We start from the raw sequence: 288 nt of genomic DNA, 5'->3' as shown, positions 1-288 counted from the left end.
GTACCAAGCGATAAATTTAGTTTACCATCGGGTCACAGTGCAGCTGCCTTTTTAGTGGCAATTATATTAAGCCATTTTTTTCCAGAATATGCGTTACTACTATTTAGTTGGGCTACCGGCGTTGCTATGTCTCGTGTGGTATTGGGTGTGCACTTTCCTGCTGATATTATAATAGGCGCAACGATTGGTAGTTTTTGTGGTTTATTTGCGTTAGCACTTGTGGTGCCTGCATGAAAATATTGTATGGAGTACAAGGTACCGGTAATGGTCATATAACGCGCGCTCGGG

The 288-nt window shown here is 42.7% G+C and carries 1 protein-coding gene; it reads left to right on the top strand.

What is annotated here, in order from left to right:
* Positions 1 to 234, top strand: a 234-nt coding sequence (locus AAEY62_RS21820) for a phosphatase PAP2 family protein (protein WP_350636489.1), incomplete at its 5' end; no start/stop codon positions are given.
* Positions 235 to 288: the final 54 nt, after the last annotated feature.

It is taken from the genome of Pseudoalteromonas sp. GW168-MNA-CIBAN-0100 (assembly GCF_040309225.1).
GTDB lineage: Bacteria > Pseudomonadota > Gammaproteobacteria > Enterobacterales > Alteromonadaceae > Pseudoalteromonas > Pseudoalteromonas arctica.
The sequence above is the reverse complement of the archived record's forward strand: the minus strand, read 5'-3'. Positions and strand labels throughout refer to the sequence as shown.